Origin of the sequence: Micromonospora sp. KC207, from assembly GCF_004348615.1 — a bacterium.
In the GTDB taxonomy this organism is placed as follows: domain Bacteria; phylum Actinomycetota; class Actinomycetes; order Mycobacteriales; family Micromonosporaceae; genus Micromonospora.
This window is the reverse complement of record NZ_SMKJ01000324.1, coordinates 1-7,153: the sequence shown is the minus strand read 5'-3', so window position 1 is coordinate 7,153 and position 7,153 is coordinate 1. Positions and strand designations below refer to the sequence as shown.

The 7,153-nt window shown below is 75.9% G+C and carries 2 protein-coding genes; both read left to right on the top strand.

The genetic code is table 11. The annotated features are described in order from the left end of the window. Nucleotides 1-2,912 (top strand): type I polyketide synthase (locus tag E1258_RS27975; RefSeq protein ID WP_132406393.1); only part of this gene is annotated, 2,912 nt, incomplete at its 5' end. A gap of 43 nt (nt 2,913-2,955) precedes the next feature. After that, nucleotides 2,956-7,153 (top strand): type I polyketide synthase (locus tag E1258_RS27970; protein ID WP_207919763.1); only part of this gene is annotated, 4,198 nt, incomplete at its 3' end.

The following is a 7,153-nucleotide window of genomic DNA, read 5'->3' as shown; positions in this document are numbered from 1 at the left end:
TGCTTGCCGCGGCGTTGCGGGCCAAGCAGCCCGAGCCGCACGCTTTCGCCGCGTTCCTCGCCCAGGCCCACAACGCCGGAGTGCCGGTGGACTGGGCGGCCGTGCTGGCCGGCGGGAAGCGCATCGATCTGCCTACCTACGCCTTCCAACACCAGCGCTACTGGCTGATGCCCGACACCAGCACCCTCGACCGGGTCGACCATCCCCTGCTGACCGGCGCCGTGCGCGTCGGCGACCGCGACGAATGGGTGCTCACCGGACGGCTCTCCCGCGACCTCGCCCCCTGGCTGCCCGACCACGCCGTGCTGGGCACGGTGGTCGTCCCCGGCACCGCCCTGGTCGAGCTGGCGCTCACCGCCGGACGGCATGCCGGCACCCCGGTCGTCGACGAGCTCACCCTCGAAGCACCCCTGGTCGTGCCCGAGCGGGCCACCGTGTCGCTGCAGGTCACCGTCGGGCCGCCCGGCGGGGACGGGCGCCGCGAGGTTGCCCTCTACTCGGCCGGCCCGGCGGGCGAAGGCGAGCCGGCCGTACCGGTCTGCCACGCCCGCGGTCTGCTGACCGCCACCGCTACCGCCGAGCCGGCCGCGGCGTTCCCGGCGTCGTGGCCGCCGGCCGGGGCCGAGCCGGTCACCGCCGACGAGTTGTACGCCCGGCTGGCCGCAGCCGGCTACCAGTACGGGCCCGCCTTCCAGGGCGTGCGGACCGCCTGGCGAACCGGCGAGCACGTCTACGCCGACGTGGCGCACGCCGAGGCGACCGGCGGCTACACGCTGCACCCCGCGCTGTTCGACGCCACCCTGCACAGCGGGCTCGACTGGCTCGACCAGGGCGAGGACGCCTCGGCGGGGCTGCCGTTCGCCTGGTCCGGGGTGAGCGTCGACCGGCCCGGCCCCGGGCACGTCCGGGTCCGCATCGGCCCGGCCGGCCCGTCCGCCATCCGGGTCGACCTCGCCGACGAGCACGGCGCACCGGTCGCGTCGGTCGCCTCGCTGGTGGTCCGGCCGATCGACACCGGCCGGCTGGAAGCGGCCCTGCGTACCCGCAGCGACGCGCTGTTCGGCATCGGCTGGACGCCGGTCGCGGCCCCGGCCCGCAACGGCGGCCGCCCGCCCCGCGTGGTGGGCCTCGGCGGACACCGGCGGGTGGCCGAGCACTACGCCGACCTGGACACGCTGGACCGGGCGCTCACCGAGGGCGCCCCGGTGCCGGACGTCGTCCTCCTGCCCGCGCCCGCCCCCGGCCCGGCCGGCCCGGCGGAGCAGGCGCAGGACGTCGCCGAACGCACCCTGAGCCTGGTGCAGCAGTGGCTGGCGATCGACCGGCTCGCCGGGGCACGGCTCGTGCTGACCACCCGTACGGCCGTCGCGGCCGGTGCCGAGGTGCCGGACCTCGCCCAGGCGCCGGTGTGGGGCCTGATCCGCAGCGCCCAGTCGGAGCACCCGGGCCGGTTCCAGCTCGTCGACCTGGAGGCCTCCGCCGACGAGCCGGACTGCGCGGACGAACCGGAGTGGGCGGCGCTGAGCCAGCTCGACGAGCCGCAGCTCGCCGTCCGGGCCGGCACCCTGCTCGCGCCCCGCCTCACCCGGACGACGGCCGGACCCGGCGCGGCGCTGCCGGATCTCGACCCGGACGGCACGGTGCTCATCACCGGCGGCACCGGCGGGCTCGGCGCGGTGCTCGCCCGGCACCTCGCCCAGCGGCACGGCGCGACCCGGCTGCTGCTGGTCAGCCGGCGCGGCGCGGCAGCGCCCGGCGCGGCGGAGCTGGTCGCCGAGCTGGCCGCGCTGGGCGCCGACGCCCGGGCGGTGGCCTGCGACGTCGCCGATCGCGGCCAGCTCGCCGCGCTGCTTGCCGATCTCGACCGGCCGCTCACCGCGGTGGTGCACGCGGCCGGTGTTCTGGACGACGGCGTCGTCACCTCGCTGAGCGCCGAGCAGCTGCGCCGGGTGATGACCCCGAAGGTGCACGCTGCGGTGAACCTGGACGAGCTGACCGCCGGTCATCCGGTCACCGCGTTCGTGTTGTTCTCGTCGGTGGCGGCCCTGATCGGCAGCCCCGGCCAGGCCAACTACGCCGCGGCGAACGCCGTGCTCGACGCGCTGGCCCACCGGCGCCGCGCGGCCGGGCTGCCCGGCACCTCCCTCGCCTGGGGTCTGTGGGCCGAGGCGGGCGGCATGGCCGGGGAGATCAGCGGCGCCGACCACGCCCGGATCCAGCGCCTGGGCGTCCGGGCGCTGCCCACCGACCTCGGCGTGGACCTGTTCGACCAGGCGGACGCGCTCGGTGCGGCGCTGCTCGTCCCGGCCCAGCTCGACCTCGCCGCGCTCCGGGCGCAGGCCCGGGCGGGGACGCTGCTGCCGCTGATGCGCGGGCTGGTCGCCGCGCCGGCCCGGCGCGCCGACGACGACACCTCGTTCGCGCAGCGCCTCGCCGGGGTCACCGCGGCCGAGCGGGAACCGGTCGTGCTCCAGCTCGTGCAGGCCCAGGTCGCCGAGGTGCTCGGCCTCGCCGCCGCGGGCGCGGTCGACCCCGGCCGGGCGTTCAAGGACCTGGGGTTCGACTCGCTCGGCGCGGTCGAGCTGCGCAACCGGCTCACCCGGGCCACCGGGGTACGGCTGCCGTCCACCCTGGTCTTCGACTACCCCACCCCGGCGGCGATCGCCGCGCTGCTGCTCACCGAGCTGGGCGGCGCGGAACCCGCCGAGCCGCCGATCGACCAGGAGCTGCGGCGGCTGGAGGACACCCTCGCCGGCGCCGGGCCGGCCGACCGGCAGCGGGCGGCCGCGAAGCTTCGCACGCTGCTGGCCGCGATCACCGGCGGGGAGCAGCGCACCAGCGAACGCATCGAGGCGGCCACCACCGCCGACGAGGTCCTTGAGCTGATAAACGCCGAGTTCGGCGATGTCTGACCGTACCGACGGCGCACCCGGAAACACCCGAGGGGACAAGGTTATGAGCGTTGATGTCAACGATCCGCAGCAGGAGAAGCTCGTCCGGTACCTCAAGCGGGTCGCCATCGACCTCAACCAGACCCGGTCGCGGCTGCGCGAGCTCGAGGACCGCGCCAGCGAACCCATCGCCATCGTCGGCATGGCCTGCCGCTACCCGGGCGGGGTGACCTCGGCGGACGAGCTGTGGCAGGTGGTCGCCGAAGGCCGCCAGGGCACCTCGGAGTTCCCCGGTGACCGCGGTTGGGACGTCGAACGCCTCTACGACCCGGACCCCGACCACGCCGGCACCTCGTACACGCGCAGCGGCGGCTTCGTCGAACGGGTCAGCGAGTTCGATGCCGAGTTCTTCGGCATCAGCCCGCGCGAGGCGCTGGCCATGGACCCGCAGCAGCGGCTGCTGCTGGAGGTCGGGTGGGAGGCGTTCGAGCACGCCGGCATCGACGTGACCGCGCTGCGCGGCTCGGACACCGGCGTCTTCTGCGGCCTGATGTACCAGGACTACGGGTTCGTCGCCGGGCAGAGCGACCGCCGCCCGGAGATCGAGGGCTACCTGACCCTGGCCTCCGCCGGCAGCGTCGCCTCCGGCCGGCTCAGCTACACGTTCGGCTTCGAGGGCCCCGCGGTCACCGTCGACACCGCCTGCTCGTCGTCGCTGGTCGCGGTGCACCTGGCGGCCAACGCGTTGCGCGCGCGGGAGTGCTCCCTGGCCCTGGTCGGCGGGGTCACCGTGCTGGCCCGGCCGAACGTGTTCGTGGAGTTCAGCCGCCAGCGCGGCGTCTCGCCGGACGGGCGCTGCAAGTCGTACGCGAACGCCGCCGACGGGGTCGGCTGGGCCGAGGGCGCCGGCCTGCTGGTGGTGGAACGGCTCTCCGACGCCCGCCGCAACGGCCACCCGGTGCTCGCCGTGATCCGCGGCAGCGCGGTCAACCAGGACGGCGCCAGCAACGGGCTCACCGCCCCGAATGGCCCGTCGCAGGAGCGGGTCATCCGCCAGGCCCTCGCCGACGCCGGACTCGGGCCGGCCGACGTGGACGCGGTCGAGGGCCACGGCACCGGCACCCCGCTCGGCGACCCGATCGAGGCGCGGGCGCTGCTCGCCACCTACGGGCGTGAACGCGCCCAGGGGCCGCTGCGGCTCGGCTCGGTCAAGTCGAACATCGGCCACACCCAGGCCGCCGCGGGCGTCGCCGGCATGATCAAGATGGTGCAGGCGATGCGGCACGGCACCCTGCCCCGCACCCTGCACGTCGACGCGCCGTCCCCGCACGTCGCCTGGGACGCCGACGCGGTGCGCCTGCTCACCGAGGCGGAGCCGTGGCTGCCCGGCGAGCACCCGCGCCGGGCGGGCATCTCGTCGTTCGGCGTCAGCGGCACCAACGCCCACGTGGTCATCGAGGAGGCGCCCGCGCCGGAGCCGGTGACCGTCCCGGAGCCGGTGACCGTCCCGGAGCCGGTGACCGTCCCGGCGCCGGTCGCCGGCCCGGCGGTGCTGCCGGTGCCGCTGTCCGCGCGGGGCGATGCCGCGCTGCGAGCCCAGGCCGACCGGCTGCGCGCCCACCTCATCGCCAACCCCGACCTCTCCCTGCCCGACGTCGGGCATTCGCTCGCCACCGGCCGCGCCCACCTGGAACGACGCGCGGTGATCGTCGCGGCCGACCGCGGCGACCTGCTCACCTGTCTGGCGAAGCTGTCCGCCGGGGAACCGCATCCGGACGTCGTGGAGGGCGCCGCGACCGGTGGCAAGGCGGTCCTCGTCTTCCCCGGCCAGGGCACGCAGTGGGACGGGATGGCGGTCGAGCTGCTCGACTCCTCCCCGGTCTTCGCCGCCGAGATCGCCGCCTGCGGCGCTGCCCTGGCCGCCTACGTGGACTGGCGGCTGGAGGACGTGCTGCGTGGCCTGCCCGGCGCGCCGTCGCTGGACCGCGTCGACGTGGTCCAGCCGGTCCTGTTCGCGGTCATGGTGTCGCTCGCCAAGCTGTGGCAGTCGTACGGCGTCCGTCCGGCCGCGGTGGTCGGCCACTCCCAGGGCGAGATCGCCGCCGCGTACGTCGCCGGCGGGCTCACCCTCGACGACGCGGCCCGGGTGGTGGTCCTGCGCAGCCGGGCGGTCCGGGAACGGCTCGCCGGGCACGGCGGCATGGCGTCGATCGCCCTCGGCGCGGAGCAGGTCGAGGAGCGCATCGCGCGGTACGACGGCCGCCTGTCCGTCGCCGCCGTGAACAGCCCGATGGCGACCGTCGTCTCGGGAGAGCCGGGCGCCCTCACCGATCTGCTGGCCGGCTGCGAGCGCGACGACGTCCGGGCCCGGCGCGTCCGGGTGGACTACGCCTCGCACTCGGCCTTCGTGGAGGCCATCGAGGACGAGCTCATGAGCGTGCTCGCGCCGATCGCCCCGCGCTCCGGCGACCTCCCGTTCTACTCCACCGCGACCGGCGGGTTCCTCGACACCGCCGCGCTCGACGCCGGCTACTGGTACCGCAACCTGCGCGGGCGGGTCGGCTTCGCGCCGGCCGTCCGGGCGCTGGTGGACAACGGCGCCACCTGCTTTCTGGAGATGTCCCCGCACCCGGTGCTGACCATGGCCGTCGAGGACACCGTGTCGGTCACCGCCGCGGCCGGGCAGGTCGCGGTGACCGGCTCGCTGCGGCGCGACGAGGGCGGTCCGAAGCGGTTCGCCCTGTCGCTGGCCGAGGCGCACGCCGCCGGGGTGCCGGTCGACTGGGCCGTCGTCTACGCCGGCACCGGTGCCGGCCACGTGGCCCTGCCCACGTACGCGTTCCAGCGGCAGCGGTACTGGCTGCTGCCGGGCGCCGGGGCCGGCGACCCCGCCGCCGCCGGGCTGGGCCGCACCGGGCATCCCGTGCTGGCCGCCGCCACCCCGGTCGCCGACCGCGACGAATGGTTGTTCACCGGCCGCCTCACGCCGGACAGCCAGGAGTGGATCTCGCACCACGCGGTGCTGGGCACGGTGCTGGTGCCGGGCGCCGCGATCGTCGAGCTGGCCCTCACCGCCGGCCGCCGGGTCGACCACCCGGTCATCGACGACCTCGTCCTGCAGGCGCCGCTGATCCTCCTCGACGACGCCGCGCGGCAGGTGCAGGTCACCATCGGCAAGGCCGCCGAGGACGGCCGCCGGCCGGTCGCCGTCTACTCCCGGCCGGAGACCGCCGGGCCCGGCGGGGAGACCGAGGTGACCTGCCACGCCCTGGGCTGGCTGGCCGCCGACGCCGCGCCGCCCGCGCCGTTCCCGGCCGCCTGGCCGCCGCCCGGCGCCGAGCCCGTCGCGGTCGACACCCTCTACGCGCGGCTCGCCGAATCCGGTTACGACTACGGCCCGCTGTTCCAGGGCCTGCGGGCGGCCTGGCGCGACGCCGGGCACACGTACACCGAGGTGGCGCTGGACGACGACGCCACCAGCGACGGGTACGACATCCACCCCGCGTTGCTCGACGCCGTGCTGCACGGCGGCCTGCTCGACAAGGCGCCCGGCGACCCGACCGACCTGCCGTTCTCCTGGTCCGGGGTGAGCCTCGGCCGGAGCGGCGGACGGCGCGCCCGGGTCCGGATCTCCGCCACCGGCGAGTCCACGGTGCGCATCGACGCGGTCGACGAGCACAGCGTCCCGCTGATCACCGTGGAGGCCCTCGCCTTCCGCCCGATCGACCAGGCGCAGCTCGAGGCGTCCCTGCGTGGCGGGCAGCGCGCGCTGCACCAGGTCGAGTGGATCCCGGTCACCGGCCTCACCCCGCCCGCCGGCCCGGCCGAGGTCGCGATGCTCGGCGACGTCGGCCTGCCGGCCCTGCAACGGTCGATTGCCGACGGCGTCACCGTCCCCGACCTGGTGCTCGCCGAGATCACCCCGGCCGCGGGCGCCGACCCGGCCGCCGCCGCCCGCGCCACCACCGAGCACGCTCTCTCCCTGGTGCAGGACTGGCTCGCCGCCGAACCGCTGGCCGCCGCCCGCCTGGTCGTGGTCACCCGTCAGGGGGTTGCGGTGGGTGATGAGGCGGTTGATCTTGCGATGGCGCCGGTGTGGGGTTTGGTTCGTAGTGCTCAGTCTGAGCATCCGGGTCGGTTTCAGCTTGTTGATTTGCCCGGTGGGGAGCCTGATCCGGATTGGGTGGCGCTTGCCGCGACCGGGGAACCTCAGCTTGCTGTCCGTGGTGGTGTTCCGCTGGCTCCCCGGCTTGCTGCGCACA